The 15,717-nt window shown below is 74.2% G+C and carries 13 protein-coding genes and 1 pseudogene; 3 read left to right on the top strand and 11 right to left on the bottom strand.

Going from position 1 to position 15,717, the window contains the following annotated elements; genetic code table 11:
- The 4 genes from ABD308_RS02305 to ABD308_RS02290 form a co-directional block, all read right to left on the bottom strand.
- Positions 1 to 1,338, bottom strand: a 1,338-nt coding sequence (locus ABD308_RS02305) for a glycosyltransferase 87 family protein (protein WP_344324679.1), incomplete at its 3' end; no start/stop codon positions are given.
- Positions 1,339 to 1,476: 138 nt separating this feature from the next.
- Complete coding sequence (locus ABD308_RS02300; protein ID WP_344324676.1) at positions 1,477 to 3,150, bottom strand: glycoside hydrolase family 18 protein; 1,674 nt, start codon at positions 3,148 to 3,150, stop codon at positions 1,477 to 1,479.
- Positions 3,151 to 3,364: 214 nt separating this feature from the next.
- Complete coding sequence (locus tag ABD308_RS02295) at positions 3,365 to 4,927, bottom strand: HAMP domain-containing sensor histidine kinase (protein WP_344324673.1); 1,563 nt, start codon at positions 4,925 to 4,927, stop codon at positions 3,365 to 3,367.
- Positions 4,924 to 5,649: a response regulator transcription factor gene (locus ABD308_RS02290; protein ID WP_344324670.1), complete on the bottom strand. Its 726-nt coding sequence runs from the start codon at positions 5,647 to 5,649 to the stop codon at positions 4,924 to 4,926. Before ABD308_RS02290 ends, ABD308_RS02295 begins: the two co-directional genes overlap by 4 nt.
- 154 nt (positions 5,650 to 5,803) lie before the next feature.
- Here ABD308_RS02290 and ABD308_RS02285 point away from each other — a divergent pair, with 154 nt between their 5' ends.
- Entirely contained in the window at positions 5,804 to 6,349 is a 546-nt protein-coding gene (locus ABD308_RS02285; RefSeq protein ID WP_344324667.1) for a hypothetical protein, read from the top strand.
- 28 nt (positions 6,350 to 6,377) lie between these two features.
- Here the strand turns inward: ABD308_RS02285 and ABD308_RS02280 are convergent.
- Positions 6,378 to 6,914, bottom strand: a pseudogene (locus tag ABD308_RS02280) (VOC family protein); the annotation flags it as partial.
- A gap of 200 nt (positions 6,915 to 7,114) precedes the next feature.
- Between ABD308_RS02280 and ABD308_RS02275 the strand changes: the two are divergent.
- Positions 7,115 to 7,693 carry an Lrp/AsnC family transcriptional regulator gene (locus ABD308_RS02275; protein ID WP_344324664.1) on the top strand — a complete coding sequence of 193 codons (579 nt, stop codon included), beginning with the start codon at positions 7,115 to 7,117 and terminating at the stop codon, positions 7,691 to 7,693.
- A gap of 24 nt (positions 7,694 to 7,717) precedes the next feature.
- On the opposite strand, the gene ABD308_RS02270 is transcribed toward ABD308_RS02275, so the two are convergent.
- The 5 genes from ABD308_RS02270 to ABD308_RS02250 all read right to left on the bottom strand — a co-directional run bounded on the left by ABD308_RS02270 (position 7,718) and on the right by ABD308_RS02250 (position 12,460).
- A complete protein-coding gene (locus ABD308_RS02270; protein ID WP_344324661.1) occupies positions 7,718 to 8,524 on the bottom strand; it encodes a S16 family serine protease in 807 nt (268 codons plus the stop codon).
- Positions 8,525 to 8,601: 77 nt separating this feature from the next.
- On the bottom strand, positions 8,602 to 9,252 hold the full coding sequence (locus ABD308_RS02265; RefSeq protein WP_270146684.1) for an IclR family transcriptional regulator: 651 nt from the start codon (positions 9,250 to 9,252) through the stop codon (positions 8,602 to 8,604).
- Positions 9,253 to 9,664: 412 nt separating this feature from the next.
- A complete protein-coding gene (locus ABD308_RS02260) occupies positions 9,665 to 10,108 on the bottom strand; it encodes a DUF2752 domain-containing protein (RefSeq protein WP_344324655.1) in 444 nt (147 codons plus the stop codon).
- A 3-nt stretch (positions 10,109 to 10,111) separates the two neighbouring features.
- Positions 10,112 to 10,360, bottom strand: coding sequence for a TM2 domain-containing protein (locus tag ABD308_RS02255; protein WP_344324652.1), 249 nt, complete (start codon positions 10,358 to 10,360; stop codon positions 10,112 to 10,114).
- A 267-nt stretch (positions 10,361 to 10,627) separates the two neighbouring features.
- Positions 10,628 to 12,460, bottom strand: coding sequence for a DEAD/DEAH box helicase (locus ABD308_RS02250; protein ID WP_344324792.1), 1,833 nt, complete (start codon positions 12,458 to 12,460; stop codon positions 10,628 to 10,630).
- A gap of 327 nt (positions 12,461 to 12,787) precedes the next feature.
- On the opposite strand from ABD308_RS02250, the gene ABD308_RS02245 reads away from it, so the two are divergent.
- Entirely contained in the window at positions 12,788 to 13,219 is a 432-nt protein-coding gene (locus ABD308_RS02245; protein WP_344324649.1) for an SsgA family sporulation/cell division regulator, read from the top strand.
- Between the two features lie 83 nt (positions 13,220 to 13,302).
- Here the strand turns inward: ABD308_RS02245 and ABD308_RS02240 are convergent.
- Positions 13,303 to 15,717, bottom strand: a 2,415-nt coding sequence (locus ABD308_RS02240) for a bifunctional lysylphosphatidylglycerol flippase/synthetase MprF (protein ID WP_344324646.1), incomplete at its 5' end; no start/stop codon positions are given.

The raw sequence follows: 15,717 nt of genomic DNA, 5'->3' as shown, positions 1-15,717 counted from the left end.
GCCGGGCAGCGCCGCCGGCGGCGCACCGGCCGCCAGGCGCCGGGCGCGGACGCGTAGCGCGGCGGCCAGCAGGAAGCAGACCCCGACGATCGGGTAGACGGAGGTCGGGATCTGGCGGAGCGGCGACAGCTCCAGCACCAGCGCGCCCTGCGGCTTGGCGAGCCACATCGCGAAGGACAGGAAGGCGACCAGCGTGGCGGCGAAGGCGGCCCGCCAGCGGACCTTCCGGACGGCGGCCGGACGGGCCCGTTCGACCGCCGCCTCGCAGCCGAGCAGGACGAGCACCGGCAGGCACCAGACCCAGTGGTGGGTCCAGCTGATCGGCGAGATCAGCACGGCGGTGACGGCGGTGCAGCAGACGCCCCAGGCCTCGGCCCGGGACAGCCAGCGCGCGCTGCGGGCGGCCCAGGCGGCGACGCCGAGGCCGGCCACCGCGACGACGACGGCGGCCAGGGTGGCGACGGTGCCCGGGTCGGCGGTGTGCGTCAGCCGGGCGACGGCGCCGCTGAGCGCCTGGTTGTCGACGATCTCGGTCTTGCCGACCCGCGAGGAGTCGTAGAGGTACTTGGTCCAGAAGCCCCAGGTGGCATCGGGCAGGACGAGCGCGCCGATCAGGAAGGTGCCGAGGAAGGTGGCGCCCGCCGTGAACGCGGCCCGGACGCGTCCGGTGAGCAGCAGGTAGACCGCGAACAGGCCGGGGGTGAGCTTGATGCCGGCGGCGATGCCGATCGCGACGCCCTTGCCGCGGCGTCCGTCGGGCCGGGTGAGGTCCCAGAGGATGAGGCAGGCCAGGGCGAGGTTGATCTGGCCGTAGCGCAGCGTGGTGTAGACGGGTTCGAGCCAGACGCCGACGCCGGTGACCAGGATCACGCCGATCGCGCGCAGGTCCCGGCGCGGCCAGCCGACCAGCTTGAACGACAGGTGGGTGAGCAGCGCGAGCAGCCCGAGGTTGCAGAGTGTGACCGCGACCCGCAGGAACGGGATGGGGAACCAGGTCGTCGGCACGAACAGCATCGCGGCGAACGGCGGGTAGGTGGCGGGCAGGTTCCACTGGGTGACGCGCAGCGCGTAGAGGTCCTCGCCGTTGGCGACGGCGGCGCCCTCGGCCCGGTAGACGATCATGTCGACCATCGAGGTGTGCGCGAAGTGCCGCACCACCGCGTAGGCGAGCAGGGAGAGGAACGCGACCGCGGAGACGGCCAGCAGCGGTCGGCGCGGGGCCTCGCGCAGGGCGCGCAGGGGTGCGCCGAGGGCGGTGCGCAGCCGTTCCGACAGGGGGGCGGGCGCCTGGTCCGGCGCGGTGGGCACCGCGCCGCGCTCGTCTTGCACCGCTGTCACTCTTCGCTCCGTCCGCCGGTCGGCCAACCAGCGACGATACCCGATGGCCCACGGCCGGCCCGGATCGAGCCGCTCACGGAGGGTGACCGCCCTGGACGTGGTGCCGGCCGGGGGGGGNCGGAGTCGGTGGGGCGGGGGTCAGCCGGTGTAGGCGCCGAGGGCCCGGGTGAACTCCAGCGGCTGCTGGACGATCGAGCTGCAGCTGGCGTCGGCGTACGCCTTGGCGCCGCCCTCGCAGGCCTTGTCGCGGGTGCCGGACCACATCGACAGCCAGGCCAGGTGCCTGCTCTTCGCGAAGTCGGCGAGCTGCTTGGCGTCGGCGACGGTGAAGACCTCGCTGGCGACGTCGTTGACGCCGATCATCGGGGTGACCGCGACCTTGCGCCAGGCGGCCGCGTCGTCGAGCCCGAGCACGCTCTTCACCTGGGCCTGGGTGGCGGTGGCCGCGGCGATGGCGTACTTGCCCATCTGGCCCTGCGGGTTGGGGGCGACGCCGTCGCCGAAGTCCATCGCCATGATGTTGACCGCGCTGATCGCCACGCCGTTGTTCTTGGCGTCGGCGATCAGGTTGACGCCCTCCTGGGTCAGGCCGGAGGGGAGCACCGGGAGGGTGAAAGAGACCTCCAGGGCCTTGCCCTTGGCGGCGGCGTTCTTCTGGAGCTGGACGATCGCCTGGGCGCGGCGGGTGTTGGCGGCGCCGTTGGCGATGGCGCCGCCCTCGACGTCGAAGTCGACCTTGGTGATGCCGTAGGCGTCGACGGTCTTCTGGTAGACGGCGGCGAGATCGGCGGCCGAGGAGCAGGCGAGGGCCAGTTCGCTGCCGTTGGCGCCGCCGAAGGAGACCCGGACGTCGCCGCCGAGCGCGCGCAGGGCGCCGATCTGGGCGGCCACCGCGTCGGCGGCGAGGTCGCTCACGCCGCCCCACTTCGGGGTGCAGCCGCCGCCGGAGACGACGAAGGCCAGGTTGAAGTCCTTGACGCCGGTGGCCTTGGCGGTGGCGACCAGGTCGTAGGGCGGGTAGAGCGAGGTGTCGACGAACGGGCTGAAGCCGGCGCCGCCGGCCGGGGCCGGGGTGCCGGTCGCGGTGGGCGCCGGCGTGGTGGGGACGGCCGTGGTGGTGGCGGTGGCCGTCGGGGCCGGCGTGCTCGGCTGGGCGGTCGCCGTGGCGGTCGGGCTCGGCGCGCCGGTGGTCGGCCTGCCGGTGGCCGTGGCGGTCGCGGTCGCCGAGGCGGTGGCCGTCGCGGTGGTGGGGGCGGACGGCGACGCGGTGGCCGTCGCGGAGGAGGAGGCGGACGGCGAGGCGGTGGCCGTCGGGGTGGTGGTCGGCCGGCCGGACGGGGTGGGCACGGTGCCGTCTCCCGGCTTGCAGGAGGCCCGGTTGATGAGGCAGTTGCCCGGCTCGGACTGCGCGGCGCCGGAGCCCTGGGCGACGAAGCCGACCACGATGCTCTTGCCCGGCTCCAGCCGCTTGCTCCACGACTCGGGCCGGACGGTGATGTGCTGGCCCTCGGCCGTGAAGGTGGCGTTCCAGAGCGAGTCGATCTTCGCGCCGGCCGGCAGGTCGAAGGTGAGCGTCCAGTCCTCGATGGCGGCGCTGTCCGGGTTGGTGACCAGGTACTGGCCGGTGAAGCCGGAGTCCCAGCTGCTGGTGCGGCTGTAGACGGCGCCGAGCGAGGCGGCGCTGGCCGAGGAGGCGAGGACGACGACGCCCCCGGCGACCAGGGCCGCGGCGACCGCCGAGGCACCGATCAGCAGGCCCTTGCGGCCGCGCCGACGGCGGCCGGAACGGCGATGGGGCTGCTGGGTCGTCATGGGTGCTTACCTCCGGGGCTGGCAGCTGTGCGGCCGGCGGGTGACCGACGCCGATGACGCTAACGGCGCCGAATGGCCGGAAACCGCCCCCTGAGCCAGGGGTAGAACTCCCTTACGGTGCGCTTAAGAAAGAGGGGATCTCGCTCCTCCCCCGGGTCCCCAGGGGCCTGACGAAGCGCCGAAACCTTTCACCATCCGTCCGTCGCGGCCCCGTTCAGCGCGGGAACAGCGGCCCTCGGCCGCGGCGCCTGCCGGTCCGTACCGGGTCGGTGCCGTCCTGCCGGGTCCGCAGCCGCAGCCGGATCTCGGCACCGCCGAGCACGTCCGACGCGCCGAGCGCCAGGTCGCCGCCGGTCGCCTCGGCGAGCTTGCGGACGATGTCCAGCCCGAGGCCGGTGGAGCCCTCGCCGCCGTCGCCCTCGCCGCGCTTCAGCGCGGCCCTCGGGTCGGTGAAGCCCGGGCCCGCGTCCCCGACCAGCACGATCACCGAGCTCTCTGCGGGCAGCACGTCCACCGAGAAGGCGGTGCCGACCGCGGTGTGCCGGAAGACGTTGCCGAGCAGCGCGTCCACCGCCGCGGCCAGGTCGCCGCGCTGGACCGGGACGGGCGTCTCGCGGTCGGCGCCGGCCAGCTGCCAGGGGCGGCCCTCGTCCTCGGCGAGCGCGGACCAGAAGCCGACCCGCTCGCGGATCACCTCGGCGGCGTCGCAGCCGACGGTGACGGCCGGCGCGTCCTCGGGCGCCCGGCGGGCCGAGCGGATGATCTGGTCGACCTCGCGCTCCAGTTGGGACACCGCGTGCCGGGTGGCGTCGGCCGCGTCGCCCTCGCCGAGCGAGGCGGCGTTCAGCCGCAGCACGGTCAGCGGGGTGCGCAGCCGGTGCGACAGGTCGGCGGCCAACTCACGTTCGGCCGCCAGCAGTTGGACGACCCGGTCGGCCATCGTGTTGAACGCGTGGGCGGCCTCGTGCAGCTCCACGGGGCTGCCGGCCGCCTGCTTGCCGTCCACCGGCACCCGGACGGCGAGGTTGCCCGCGCCGAGCGAGCGGGCGGCGGCGGCCAGCCGACGGGCCGAGGCGACGATCCGGGCACCCATCCGGTCGGCGACCAGCACCGAGATCGCGACCAGTCCGAGCGCGACCCCGGAGAGCACCTGCCAGGCGGTGGCGACACCCCGGGTGAGGTCGTCGTCGGCCACGAACACCTCGACCACGGCGGTCCGCTCGGTGTCCACGGCGACCGGCTGGAGCAGCGCGAAGCCGCCCGGCACCTCCACGGTGAACGAGCGCCCCTGGAAGCCCGCGGTGGCCACGTCGGCGTCCAGCGCCCGGACCTCGCCGATGGTCGCGCCCGCGTCCGGCCCTGAGGCCGCGGCGGCGGCCGTCCCCGCCCGTCCCGGCGTGCCCTGGGCCCCCTGGACGCCCACCACCGTCCCCGTCCCGCCCGGCGCCGCGGCCACCCCGCCCGCGGTGCCGGCCGTACCGGAGGCGGCGCCCGACCCGGTGGCGGACTGGGGCAGCGGCAGGTGCACCGCCATCCGCCCCTGCGCGCCCGCGTCCGTGGAGGCCACCGCCCGGGCGATGGCGTCCTCGGCGGTGGTGATGGCCAGCGCCGGGCCGAGCGCGGCGGCCTGCCGCTCGGCGGCCGTGAACGCCCGGTCCCGGGCGGTCTGCTGGACCATCAGGCCGAGCGGGATCAGGAAGGCCAGCGCGACCATGGTGGTCCCGGCCACGGCGGCCTTGATCAGCGCCCAGCGCAGCGAGTGCCGCAACCGCCTCATGTCCTGCGCTCCACGGGGACGGGCCCGGAGCCGGCGGACTGCCCGGACGCCTCCAACCGGACCCCGACCCCGCGCACGGTGTGCAGGTAGCGCGGACTGGACGCGGTCTCACCGAGCTTGCGGCGCAGCCAGGACAGGTGCACGTCGATGGTCTGGTCGCCGCCGTAGGTCTGCCGCCACACCTCGGCCAGGATCTCCTTGCGCGGCACCACCACGCCCGGCCGGGCCGCGAGGAAGGCCAGCAGGTCGAATTCACGGCGGGTCAGGTCCAGCGCCCGCCCGTCCAGCGAGGCCTCCCGGCGCTGGAGGTCGATCGCCAGCCCGCCGACTCTGAGCACCTGGCTGACCGGAGCCGCCCCGCCGCCGAGCCGGCGCAGCACGGCGGCCATCCGGGCGCTCAGGTGCTCACCGGAGAACGGTTTCACCAGGTAGTCGTCGGCCCCGTCGTTGAGCAGCCGGACGATCTCCGCCTCGTCGTCCCTGGCGGTGGAGATGATGACCGGGACGTTGGTCAGGCCGCGGATCATCTTGAGCGCCTCGCTGCCGTCCAGATCCGGCAGGCCGAGGTCCAGGATCACCAGGTCGCAGCCGACCTGGGCGACCTCGCGCAGCGCCTCAAGTGCCGTGCCCACGCTGCGAACCGCGTGGCCGGTGTCGGTCAGGTGGCGGATGAGGGCGGATCGCACGAAGGGGTCGTCCTCGACCACGAGCACTGTTGCCATGGGGCTGCACGGTACGCCATCGGCCCCCATTGGTCTGTACCTCGGGTTGGTTCGCGCCGGTCTGTGCGGGGCTGGCAGGACTTGTGCAAGTTCCCTGTGGAAGTACCGGGGTGCCCACCGGCCCGTTCGGGAGATACGGCAGGATGTGCGCACGATGCGGAACGGACTGGTACAGCTCGGCGCCTGGGCGGCGGCCACCGGGGCGGCGGTGGCGCTGTCCTGGCTCGGCGTGCACGCCGTGCTGACCGGCGCCGCGTTCGAACAGCCCACCGCGCTGCCACTGCCCTCGCCGGCCTCCGCCGACGGTGCGAGACCCTCGCCGACGCCCTCGGCGACGCAGCCGCAGCCGCAGCCGCAGCCGGCCGACCGCACCGGACCGACCGCGACGCCGTCCACCGGCCGGGCGTCGGCGCCCCCGCCCAGGGCGACGGCCCCCGCGCCGACCACGACCCGCCCGGCCCCGGCCACCAGCACCACGTCCTCCGTGCACAGCTACCCCGTCCCCGGCGGCCGGGTCGCCGTGGACCTCCAGTCGGACCACGCCTCGCTGGTCACGGCCACACCGGACTCGGGCTGGACGATGCAGGTCTGGAACGGCCCCCAGTGGTTCCGGGTGGACTTCTCCAAGGACGAACAGACCAACTCGGTGATCGTGTCCTGGAACGGGTACCCCCCGAGGGTCGACAAGGTCGTCCGCTGACCGGGCCCGGTCACCACCGTTCGAAGGGCACGTAGCCCGGCAGGTAGGGCCCGCGGTACCGGGAGCGGTCGACCAGGGTGTGTCTGGTGCCGCCGGGCACCCCGATCGCGGCGAGCACCACGGTGCCGTACGCGTCGCGCACCTCGTACGGCTCGGCGAGCGAGGCCGCGCCCCGGTCGACGGCGTAGTCGTACGCGTAACAGACGTCCGGCACGGCGACCGCGAGGTCGATCACCCCGTCCCCGTGCTCGGCGAGGTGCCCGGCCAGCTCCCGGCCGCGCGGGCCGATCACCTGGACGAGCGAGGTCAGCACGAACCTGGTCCCGGGCGCCCGCAGCACGTAGGAGACCGTCTCCGGCTCGCCCGTCTCCGGGCCTGCGTACGCGGTGCAGCGCAGCCCGAGCGCGACCGCGTACCGGTGGGCCGCCCGTTCGGCGTCGCCGACCGCGAAGACCACCGCGTCGGCGCGGGCCGCCGGAAGCAGCCCGGCCTCCTCCGGGCCCGCGGCGCCGAGGACGGCCGGGCCCGGGGCGAGCAGCACGCGTTCGGCGGCGGTGTCGGTCATGTCAGCCCTCCCGGTCGGGATACGGGACCACGGCCCGGGCCCGCCGGGGGTGGGGACGGGCGCACGGGGTTGTGGCTGGAGGGTGGCGCCGGTCCGACGTCCGCGCAACTGTTCCGTTTCCTCCTGGTCAAGCTGTGCTCCGGGACGGGAGAATCGGGCGCACCGTTGTACAGAATGCCCACCGGAGGACGGAGCCCTCGATGCCCCCCGCCCACGCCGCCAGCTCCCCGGGCGCCCCCGGATCGTCCAACTCGCCCACCGGACACGGACATTCCGTCGCGCCCGGCGGCGGCCCCGCCGGGAGCACCAACGACGCGATCGACGTGCTGGACGGCCGGCTGATCCGGCTGCTCGCCGAGGAGCCGCGGATCGGCGTGCTGGAGTGCTCGCGCCGGCTCCAGGTCGCGCGCGGCACGGTGCAGGCCCGGCTGGACCGGCTCCAGGCGCGCGGGGTGATCGGCGGCTTCGGCCCGGAGGTGGACGCGGCGGCGCTGGGCTACCCGGTGACGGCCTTCGCCACCCTGGAGATCTCCCAGGGCCAGGGCATGGACGTGCGCGAGCACCTGGCGGCGGTGCCGGAGGTGCTGGAGCTGCACACCATCACCGGGCGCGGCGACATGATGGTGCGGATCGTGGCCCGCTCGAACGCCGATCTGCAGCGGGTGATCGACCGGGTGGTCGGCTTCGACGGGATCGTCCGGTCCTCGACGGCGATCGCGCTGGAGAACCCGGTGCCGTACCGGATCCTGCCGCTGGTCGACCAGGCGGCCGCCGAGTAGACCACCGCCGAAGGCCGCCGGGGCTCAGCAGGCGGGGACGGCCCCGCCGGTGCGCAGCCCCTCCAGCGCGGAGACCGACTCCGCCAGGGTGCCGACCGGGACCAGCCGCAGCCCGGCGGGCGTGTTCACCTTGGCGTCCGCGCACTCGTCCTTGGGCAGCAGGAAGACGGTCGCGCCGTCCCGGGCCGCCGCCTGGGTCTTGAGCGGCACGCCGCCGACCGGGCCGATCACGCCCTGGTCGTCGATGGTCCCGGTGCCGGCGACGGTCATCCCGCCGGTGAGGTCGCCGCCCTTGCCGTCCCCGGCGAGCTTGTCGACGATGCCGAGCGCGAGCATCTGGCCGGCGCTCGGGCCGCCGATGTCGCCGAGGTCGACCTTCACCTTGACCTGCGCGGGCGACAGCTGGAGGTGGGCGAGCGCGGCGGCGGTGGCGGCGTCCTGGGACTCCACCATCTGCTGGGCGGTGACCTCCTCGGCCTTGGCCGGGTCGCCCTGCGGGTAGACGGTGTCGGTGGGCCGGACGGCCTCGTCCGCGTCGAACCAGGCCTGCAGCGAGCGCCAGAGGCCGGTCTTCTCCCCGGGGTTGGTCGCCGAGATGGTCACCATCCGCAGCTGCCCCTGGGTGCTTCGGACCGGCGCGCCGGTGATGGTGAGCACCGGCCGGTCCTGGTAGCTGCCCAGGGTGTCCGCGGTCACGCCCGGAAAGGTCAGCGTGTACGGCAGCGGGACGAAGGCGGCCACGCCGAACAGCGCGGCGACCAGGACGCCGCAGAGCGCGAGGGCGCGGGCCCGGGGGGAGGTGAGGGCCGGGGACGGTTTGGTGTCGGACACAGAGGCATCCAAACACACCGGGCCGTCCGGCGGGCACGCACGCGCCACCCGGACGGCCCGCCCGCCGCACCGGCCGCTCAGCGCAGCGCGTCGGCGACCTCGGTGGCGGCCTCGACCACCCGGGGACCGACCCGCTCCGGGACCAGCCCGTTGAGCATCACCACGCCGACGCTGCCCTCGATGCCGCTCAGTCCGAGCAGCGCCGCGGCCGCGCCGGACGCCCCCGACTGCTCCTCCGCCCGGGTGATCACGAAGCCCTGCTCCGGCCGGCGCTGGCTCGGGAAGGCCCGGGCCTCCAGGATCGCCCGGCCGGCCGCGCTCTCCCCCAGCGGGTGGCGCAGCCCGGTGCGGTAGGCGACGTGGAAGTCGGTCCAGCTGGGCTCGACCACGGCCACCGCGAGCGCCTCGTTGCCGTCCACCAGGGTGAGGTGGGCGGTGGCGCCGAGGTCCTCGGCGAGGCTGCGCAGCGCGGGCAGCGCCGCCTCGCGCAGCAGCGGGTGGACCCGGTGGGCGAGCCGGAGCACGCCCAGGCCGACCCGGGCGCGGCCGCCGATGTCCCGGCGGACCAGCCCGTGCTGCTCCAGGGTGGCCAGCAGCCGGTAGACGACGGTCCGGTTGACGGCCAGGCGGGCCGCCAGCTCGGTCACGGTGAGCCCGCGTTCCGAGTCGGCGAGCAGCTTGAGGACCCGGACACCACGGTCCAGGGTCTGGGAGGTCTCTGCAGTCACGACACGCAATTCCTTTCCGCGGCGGGTCGCGGATCGGCGGGCCGGTCCGGGACTCGGATGTCGCGCGCAGGTGGGTGGCCGCGCTCGGGCCGCGGTGTGTCGTCCTTGACGTCCTGGGGCCCTGCGGCGCCCGTCTCGCGGGGGGTCGCCCGGCGGGAGAGCGTGTGGGAAAGGTAGTGAAGGAATTGCGGCGGCGGAAGGGTTTGTCCAAAATTCGGGCAAGATCACGTTTGCGCGCTCTGCCAAACCAGGACAAAGCGCCATAAAACATCCCGGCTTGACGTTCAGAGGTTCGACCACAGTCCGAGTTCCGGACGGATCGGGCCGCGCCGGACCGGAGGCCGCCGGAACGGATCGTGTCCCGACGGGTCGTGCCGGATCAGCACGTCGGATCAGCGCGCCGGACCGGTGCTCAGAGCAGGTTGCGCAGGACGGTCCAGGCGGTCGCCACGCCGAGCAGCACGGCCGTCCCGCGCCGGCCGAGCGGCGGCTGCCAGCGCCGGCCGGCCAGGCCGTGCCGCAGCCAGACCAGGTAGCCCGCGGCGACCAGCGGCAGCGAGAGCAGCAGCGCCGCGTTGTCGTGCCAGGCGGCGGCGAGGTCGCCGTGCAGCAGGTCGTAGGCCATCCGGGTGCCGCCGCAGCCGGGGCACTGCAGCCCGGTGACCTTGCGCCAGGGGCAGAACGGCAGCATCTGCCCGGGCAGGTGCGGGTTGCGCGACCACAGGTACGCCGAGCCGGCCACGCCGCCGACGAGCACCGCGACCGGCGCCCACGCCGTGCGCAGCCGTTCGGGAACGGCGAAGCCGCCCCGGCCGGGAGGACCGGGGCGGCGGCGCGCCTTCGCGGACGTGACCAAGGCTCAGCTGCGGAGCAGACGGCCCTGGGCGTCGGTGCGGTCGTTGCTGGTGAGGAACAGGATGCCGTCGATCAGCGACCAGACACCGAGACCGCCGCAGGTCAGCAGCTGGGCGATGCCGATGCCGATGTGGCCGGTGTAGAAGCGGCCGACGCCCAGGCTGCCGAGCAGGATGGTCAGGATGCCCGCGACGACCTTCGACTTGTCGGACAGCTCGGGCTGCGGCTGCGCGTAGGGCTGCTGGTACGACACGTTGGGTGTGCTCCTTGAAAGACAGACAGGCCCGGGCGCGCGACAGCGCGTCACGTCCCCCCGGGTCGGTGAGGTGCCGCCCGGATTCACCGGGAACCGTGACGGCGGGCCCCGGACGGGGGGCGGGCGGCGTCGGCGGCCCGGAGGCGGCGCGGCACGCGGAACATTAGCCGATCATCCGACCGACTGTCTCCACAAATCCTTCGCGTATATCCGAACGTCATGTGACCTTAACTGTCATGCCGTCCGGCCCCCGCCGAGGGATCGTTACTTCGCCCACTCCCGGATCTTCGCGATCCGCGCGTTCAGCTGATTCACCGTCGCCTGCGCGGTCAGCGGGCCACCGCACTGCCGGCGCAGCTCGTTGTGGATGGTCCCGTGCGGCTGGCTGGTGCGGTGGTGCCAGGCGGCCACCAGCGCGTTGAGCTCCTTGCGCAGCTCCCGCAGCTCCTGGTGGGTCACCACCGGCCGCTGCTCGGCCGGCAGCTCCAGCAGGTCGGCATCCTCGGCCGGCTTCGTCTTGCTCCGCTGGATCTGCCGGTGCTGACGCTTCTGCAGCAGCATCTGCACCTGGTCCGGCTCCAGCAGGCCCGGGATGCCGAGGTAGTCCTCCTCCTCCTCGCTGCCCGGGTGCGCCTGCATGCCGAACTCCATGGCGTTGTACAGCACCCGGTCGAAGACCGCCTCGGAGCCCAGCGCCTCGTAGGAGAACTCCTCGCCGCCGGCGCCGTCCGGGCCGTCGTTGGCCCGCTCGGCCTCGGCGAGCAGCCGGTCCTCCTCATCGAACAGACCCTCGCCCTCCTTCTTCGGCCGGTCCAGCACGTGGTCGCGCTGGAGCTCCATCTCATTGGCGAAGCCCAGCAGCATCGGGATGGTCGGCAGGAAGACGGAGGCGGTCTCGCCGCGTTTGCGGGCACGCACGAAGCGCCCGACGGCCTGGGCGAAGAACAGCGGGGTGGAGATCGAGGTGGCGTACACGCCGACGCAGAGCCGGGGCACGTCGACGCCCTCGGACACCATGCGGACCGCGACCATCCAGCGCGAGGTCCCGGCCGCGTAGTCGGAGATCCGCTTGGAGGCCTCGGTCTCGTCGGAGAGGACCAGGGTGACCTTCTCGCCGGTGATCTCGCGCAGCATCTTGGCGTAGGCGCGGGCCACCGTCTGGTCGGTGGCGATCACCAGGCCGCCGGCGTCCGGGATCGCCTTGCGGACCTCGCTGAGCCGGCGGTCGGCGGCCTGCAGCACGGAGGGGATCCACTCGCCCTGCGGGGAGAGCGCGGTGCGCCAGGCCTGGGCGATGAGGTCCTTGGTCATCGGCTCGCCGAGCCGGGCCTCCAGCTCGTCGCCGGACTTGGTGCGCCACCGCATGTTGCCGCTGTAGGAGAGGAAGATCACCGGGCGGACGACGTGGTCGGCGAGCGCGTGCCCGTAGCCGTAGGTGTAGTCGGCGACGGACTTGCGGATGCCGTCGGCGCCCGCCTCGTACTGGACGAACGGGATCGGGTTGGTGTCCGAACGGAACGGCGTACCGGTCAGGGCCAGCCGCCGGGAGGCCGGCTCGAAGGCCTCGAAGCAGGCCTCGCCCCAGGACTTCGAGTCACCGGCGTGGTGGATCTCGTCCATGATGACCAGCGTCTTGCGGGCCTCGGTCCGGTTGCGGTGCAGCATCGGGTTCACGCCGACGCCCGCGTAGGTGACCACGATGCCGTGGTACTCCCGGGAGAGCGGCCCGGAGGAGTACGCCGGATCCAGCTTGACGCCTATCCGGGCGGCGGCCTCGGCCCACTGCTTCTTCAGGTGCTCGGTCGGCGCGACCACGGTGATCTGCTGCACCAGGTGGTTGTGGAGCAGGTAGGAGGCCAGGGTCAGCGCGAAGGTGGTCTTACCGGCGCCCGGGGTCGCGACGGCGAGGAAGTCGCGCGGCTGGTTCTCGATGTACTTGTCCAGCGCCCCCTGCTGCCAGGCCCGGAGCTTTCCCGCGGTGCCCCAGGGGGCGCGGCCGGGGAAGGCCGGGGACAGGTGGTGCGAGGAGGTCGGCGCGGCTTGGCCGACGGCCCGGACGGGCGCGTGCGGCCCCTGGGCGTCGGAGAAGAGCGGCATCGAGGCGGCGGCAGTACTCACGGTCTCCGAGGGGGGATCATCGCAGGTCAGAGGCGGTTTCACAGCCTCACCCCACGGTCGGACGGCGTTCGGACAACCCGCCCAGCGTACCGGGCCCGGGGCCGTTCGGGCGGCCGCGGCGGGGCCGGGCGGGGTGCGCGTCCGGCCTGCGGGCGGCCCGCGCGGCCGGAAATCGATGTGACCTGGATCACGTAAAAAGGTTGCGAAAAGCCGGTAAGCGGAACCCCCTCCACCGCCTCTCTTCCGGGTGAGGCCGCCCCAACCCCACAGCCGTCACCGGCCTCGCACCCCAGGAAGGGAACCGCCGTGCACGCCACCGCCGAAGAGACCGTCCAGGCCCGCCTGATCCTCTCCGCCCACCGTTCCGTCCGGCTGCGGGTCACCCTGACCTACCTCCCGGACGACCCGCTGGCCGTCCGGATGGGCTTCCCCGCCGAGTTCTCGCTGGACGACCCGGCCGACGGGGGCCCGGAGTCCGAGGACATCGTCTGGGTCTTCGCCCGCCGGCTGCTCGCCGCCGGCCTGGAGGTGCCCTCCGGCATCGGCGACGTCCACGTCCGGCCCGCGCTCGGCCGCCGCACCCTGATCGAGCTGCGCGCGCCCGAGGGCACCGCCATGGTCCAGTTCGACACCGCCGACCTGCGGCGCTTCCTGTGGCGCAGCCGCCTGCTCGTCCCCGAGGGCGAGGAGCACCTGCACCTGGACGCCGACCGCGCCCTCGCCCAGCTGCTCGGCTGACGGCGGTGATCCGCCCACCGGGCTCGGCACGGTGATCCGCCCGCTCGCCTCCGGGGCGGCGGCCCGGAGGCGGGCGGGGCCGCCTACGCCGACAGCCGGCGCATCAGCCGTACGCCCTGGGCCGGGGTGAGGTGCGGCAGGTACGCCTTGCCGATCGCCCGGGTGATGCTGGGCAGCGCGGCCGGGTCCGGGTAGGCCATGTACATCGGCCGGTACTCCGGCTGGAACTTCGCCTTGAACGCCAGCAGGGAGCGGAAGCCGTACACCGGCTCCAGCGCCCGGCCCAGCCAGTCCAGGGTCTTCTGCAGCCCGGTCGGCGGCTCCTGCTCCGAGCGGGCCAGCGGTGCGCCGGAGAGCGAGAGGAAGCGCGCGCCCTCCTGCTTGAAGCCGAGCGCCGCGGAGGCGATCAGGAACTCGGTGACGCCGCGGAAGCCGTCCGAGCGCCGGCGCATGAAGTCCAGCGTCCAGCCGACCGGCTCGCCGTTCTCGTAGACCGGCATCCAGCTGGTCAGCCCGTGCACGACGCGGTCCTCGTCGACGGCGATCAGCAGCCGCACCGCCGGGTCGTCCAGCTCCTCCAGGCCGCCCAGGGTGAAGCCCATCTCGGGCAGCCCCTTCTCCGAGACCCACTCCTCGGAGATGGCGTGGATCTGCTCCTTCAGCGCGAGCGGCGCCTCGGGGTAGGACCACCACTCGGCGGTGATGCCCTGCTTTCCGGCCTTGTTGAGCGCGGTGCGGATGTCCTGCCACTTGCGGCCGGTGAAGGCGAGGTCCGGCAGCGCGACCACGGTGTCCTCGGCGACCTGGAGCGAGCGCCAGCCGAGCTGCCCGGCGGCGGCCCGGGTCTCCGGGGTGACGCTGTAGAAGCACGGCGTCCAGCCGCGCGCGTCGCAGTACCGGGCGAACCCCGCCACCGCGCGGGCGCGCGCCCGCGGATCGCCGAACGGGTCGCCGGTGGTCAGCGCCACCGTGTTGAGCACCCGGTAGGCGACGGCCGCCCGGCCCTCCTCGTCGAACCAGTAGTGGTTGCCGTCCCAGGTGGTGAGGAAGGACAGCGTGCCGCCGCCGTGCTCGGTGAGCAGCGTGCGCGCCCGTTCGGCGGCCTCGGCGTCGACGTGCACCACCGGCCGGCGGAAGACCACCAGCAGCGTGACCAGCGCGACCACCCAGAAGGCGAGCCCGCAGTAGGTCTCCAGGACGCGGGCGAACGGCCCGACCGCGATCGGGTAGTCCGGCAGCAGGTCGTTGTAGGCCGGCGGCAGGAACTGCGCCGGCAGCCCGGCGACCAGCCCGCGGAAGGTCGCGCCCGGCTCGAACTGCCCGGCGACGAGGACGCCCAGTCCGGTGTACGCGGCGCAGGCGAGGAGCAGCGCGCCGCCGACCACCGCGGCCGGCCGGCCGAACACCGCCCGCGGCAGCCGCAGCGGGAAGCGCTTGCGGGTGGCCAGCAGCAGGCCGCCGGTGACCAGCGGCAGCAGCAGCGCCTCGACGAAGTACTGGACGACGCCGCCCGTGCGGGTGCCGGTCTCCTTGAACAGCCAGAGCAGCATGAAGATCCAGAGCAGCTCGGTGCCGACGGTGATCCGCCAGGCGAGCCGCAGGCCGCGGCGCAGGCCCTCGGCGAGCACCAGCAGCAGCGCCGGGATGAGCGCGGCCATCAGCCGGGCCGGGGTGTCGAAGATCCGCTCGACGGCGTGGGCGCGGGCGCAGTCGCGCGCGGACGTCGCGCAGAAGTCGGCGACCTCCTCCGGGGTGAGCCGGTGCGAGAGGTAGATCTCCGAGAAGGTGTTGAACGGACCGGTCGCGTTGTCGTACAGCGAGGCGATCATCGGCCCGAGCGCCGCCGCGACCAGGCAGAGCGCGACCAGCACCCGGGTCTCGGTGTGCGAGGAGCGGTGCGAGCGCAGGTGCGGGCGGCGGCGGGTGAGCAGCGCGCCGGCGACCAGGCCGGCCAGGACGCCGGCGAACCGCTGCACGCTCTGCAGGTGGCCCACGTAGAGGGTCATCACCAGCGGCACCAGCACCACCAGCAGGTGCAGCCGGCGACGCCACAGCACGGTGAGCCGGTAGCCGAGCACACCGGCCAGCGCGAACAGGCCCACGGCGGGGCCGACCGCGGTCTGGCCGACCACCGTGGCGGTCCACGGCTCGCCGAACCGCGCGCCGGCCGCCACCACGCAGGTGCCGGCCAGGGTGCCGGCCAGCTGCCCGGCGACCAGCACCCCGACGGTGCGCGGCGCGCCGAGCCGTCGCTCGGCGGCCGGGCCGACCAGGAGCAGCAGCAGGCTGGTGAAGACGTAGGCGCCGAAGCCGGAGCACCAGAACAGCGAGCTGAACGGCGTCCACCAGCGGCTCTCGCCGAGGGTGGGCACCCCGACGCCGACCCGGTCGAGCAGCGCGCCGGACGGCCCGCCGGCGAGGCTGCCGCTGGCGGCGCCGACGGCCCACAGGCCGACCAGCAGCACCAGGGTCAACGGCGCCTCGCCGAGCCGGGAGGC

Source organism: Kitasatospora putterlickiae (assembly GCF_039527695.1).
Lineage (GTDB): Bacteria > Actinomycetota > Actinomycetes > Streptomycetales > Streptomycetaceae > Kitasatospora > Kitasatospora putterlickiae.
The sequence above is the reverse complement of the archived record's forward strand: the minus strand, read 5'-3'. Positions and strand labels throughout refer to the sequence as shown.

Bases quoted from the DNA above. Each gene is read 5' to 3' on its own strand.
- ABD308_RS02300 (WP_344324676.1), bottom strand. From the start codon at position 3,150: ATGACGACCCAGCAGCCCCATCGCCGTTCCGGCCGCCGTCGGCGCGGC.
- ABD308_RS02295 (WP_344324673.1), bottom strand. From the start codon at position 4,927: ATGAGGCGGTTGCGGCACTCGCTGCGCTGGGCGCTGATCAAGGCCGCC.
- ABD308_RS02290 (WP_344324670.1), bottom strand. From the start codon at position 5,649: ATGGCAACAGTGCTCGTGGTCGAGGACGACCCCTTCGTGCGATCCGCC.
- ABD308_RS02285 (WP_344324667.1), top strand. From the start codon at position 5,804: ATGCGGAACGGACTGGTACAGCTCGGCGCCTGGGCGGCGGCCACCGGG.
- ABD308_RS02275 (WP_344324664.1), top strand. From the start codon at position 7,115: ATGCCCCCCGCCCACGCCGCCAGCTCCCCGGGCGCCCCCGGATCGTCC.
- ABD308_RS02250 (WP_344324792.1), bottom strand. From the start codon at position 12,460: ATGCCGCTCTTCTCCGACGCCCAGGGGCCGCACGCGCCCGTCCGGGCC.